At 67.5% G+C, this 2,627-nt stretch carries 3 protein-coding genes; 2 read left to right on the forward strand and 1 reads right to left on the reverse strand.

Translation table 11 applies throughout. The features are described 5' to 3' along the window. Positions 1 to 302: 302 nt before the first annotated feature. A protein-coding gene (locus VGC56_RS02720; protein ID WP_464123104.1) for an ISNCY family transposase occupies positions 303 to 1,813 on the forward strand; the annotation gives its coding sequence in 2 pieces (ribosomal slippage) (positions 303 to 1,200 and positions 1,200 to 1,813; 1,512 coding nt in all). Positions 1,814 to 1,845: 32 nt separating this feature from the next. After that, positions 1,846 to 2,376, forward strand: coding sequence for an IS630 family transposase (locus VGC56_RS02725; protein WP_464123106.1), 531 nt, complete (start codon positions 1,846 to 1,848; stop codon positions 2,374 to 2,376). 46 nt (positions 2,377 to 2,422) lie between these two features. Here the strand turns inward: VGC56_RS02725 and VGC56_RS02730 are convergent. Further along, a partial coding sequence (locus tag VGC56_RS02730) for a response regulator (RefSeq protein WP_464123102.1) occupies positions 2,423 to 2,627 on the reverse strand: 205 nt, incomplete at its 5' end.

A 2,627-nucleotide genomic window follows, 5' to 3' on the forward strand; every position in this document is an offset into this window, starting at 1 on the left:
GAAACCCTCGCCGCAGAGACGGGAGAATTGTCCATGGATGTGAGGCGAACACAGTCCGCATGAACGCGGAGCCACGAGATGAGGATGTGAGTGAGTGAGCACGACCGTTAGCGGCTCGTCGAGCCGACTGAGCCCACTCTCTCAGGCAAAAAACTAGGACGGCAAAGCCGGCTGTCTGATAGGGTATGGAGCTGGGGGCGCCTGATGGGAGGCGTGCCATGTCTCGCACCCAGGTCCGGATCCCGGATCGCGAACGGATGCTGGTTCCAGTCCGGCGGCTCTGCCCGGCCTGTGGCCAGCCCATGCGGATCCGCTACGAGAACCGACGCACGCTCGTGACGCTGTCCGGCACGGTGCGGGTGCGTCTGAAGATCCGCCGCTGTGAGGCGGTGGGCTGCGCCCGCTTCCACAAGCCCTATCGTCCCGAGGCCGAGGGCGCGCTCGCCCTGCCGCAGCACGGGTTCGGCCTCGACGTCGTGGCGCTGGTTGGCGCTTTGCGCCACCGCGAGCATCGCTCGGTGCCGGAGATCCACGCGATCTTGCGCGGGCGCGGCGTGCCCATCGCCGCGCGCAGCGTCACCAACCTGCTCGACCGCTACGACGAGGTGCTGGCCGCCCAACTCAGCAATCCGCAGCACCTGCGCCGGCAGCTGGCCGGGCAGGACCGGATCATCCTGGCGCTCGATGGCCTGCAGCCGGACGTCGGCCACGAGGTGCTGTGGGTCCTGCGTGACTGCCTCTCGGGCACGGTGCTTCTGGCCCGCAGCCTGTTGTCGAGCACGGCCGAGGATTTGGCCGTCCTGTTGCGCGAGGCCATCGACGCTGCCGGCCTGCCGGTGACCGGTGTGATCAGCGACGGCCAGCACTCCATCCGCAAAGCGGTAGCCGCGGCCCTGCCGGACGTGCCCCACCAGCTCTGCCACTTCCACTTCTTGCGCGAGGCCGCACTGCCGGTGTTCGAGGCCGACCGGCACGCCAAGAAGGAGCTGAAGAAGGGCGTGCGCGGGGTGCGCCCGATCGAGCGTGCGGTGGAGAGCCGCTCTGATCCGGAGGCGGAGGTCGTGCGCGGCTACGCGGCTGCGGTGCGCAGCGCGGTCACGGACGATGGTCGTGCGCCGCTCGACGCGGCGGGCCTGCGCCTGAAGCGCCGACTGGAGAAGATCGCCGGCAGCCTGGAGCGCGTCACCGCCAAAGGGGGGCGCCGCGCCCGCTCGCACGGCTCAAGCACCTGATCGACCGGGCTCTGACCGGCACGGCCGCACTCTGGCCGGCGGTGGAGCAGGGCTTCATCTTCGTGCATGCGGCCGCGCGCCTGCTGGCCAATGCGGCTGGGGAGACGGGCACCAAGGTCCGACGGCGCTTCGACGGCCTGTTGGCGGCGATGCAGCGCCACCACCATCGTGTTGGCAGTCTCGGTCCGGCCGTCGACCATTTTCGCAAGGTGGCACATAGCTATCGGCCTGGGCTGTTCCACGCCGCCGATCTGGTCGACCTGCCGCGCACGAACAACGCCCTGGAGCAGCTGTTCGGCTCGCAGCGCTACCACGAGCGGCGCGCCACCGGGCGCAAAACAGCCTCGCCCGGTGCGGTGTTACGCGGATCAGTCCGGCTCGTGGCCGGCATCGGCACACGGGCTCAAACCCTGTCTGGACGCGACCTCGGCCGGATTGATCACGCACAGTGGCGCGAACTGCGCCAGTCCCTCAACCTCGGACGGCAGGCCCGCACTGCACGAACCCGCTTCCGACGTGATCCTGACGCCTACCTCACCGCTCTCGAACAGCAAGCCCAACAGCCGACTTTGCCGTCCTAGAAAAAAAGACGATCGAAGCTGTCCGGGACGGGCTGACGCCGGGCTCGGTCTTCTACTACGCTGATGAGTTCAACATCAGCTGGCATCCGACCCTGCCGGCGATGTGGAGCCCGACAGGCCAGCAGGTGATGATCTCCACCCCCATGCAGCCGACACGGCGCTACGGTCTGGGAGCGGTCAACTGGTACACTGGCGAGACGGTCGTCCTCACCCGTCACCACAAGCGGCGGCGCGAAGTCGCCGAACTTCTCGAAGCCTTGCTGACGAAGCACCCGAGCGGGACGGTGTACGTCGCCTGGGATAATGCCAGCACGCATCAGGACGATGAGATCGAGGCGGTGCTGCGTGGCGCCGCTGGGCGTCTCGTCCTGTTGTCGCTGCCGACCTACAGCCCCTGGCTCAACCCCATCGAGATGCTCTGGCGCCAGTTCCGGCGCGAGGTCACCCATTGCGAACTGTTCGCCAGCATCGACGCGCTGCTCGATGCGGCCCGGGACTTTTTCGGCCGCTACAACAGCACCCCGGGCGGCGGGCGCTCCGTCATTGGCGCACATTCCACATGAGTTCTGAGGACGTACTTAGGGCAAGCCCTATTGGACCGATGATACCTTACGGCGCGGCAATGAGATCCCTAATGCGGCTGGCCAGCGTCTCCATCACGAACGGCTTGGTCAGCACCTGCATGCCGGGCTCCAACTGTCCGTTGCCGACGATTGCGTTCTCCGCGTAGCCGGTGATGAACAACACCTTCAGCCCAGGCCGCACCGCCCGGCCTACATCCGCCACCTGCCGACCGTTCATCCCACCCGGCAGG

The organism is Allosphingosinicella sp. (assembly GCF_036403745.1).
Lineage (GTDB): Bacteria > Pseudomonadota > Alphaproteobacteria > Sphingomonadales > Sphingomonadaceae > Allosphingosinicella.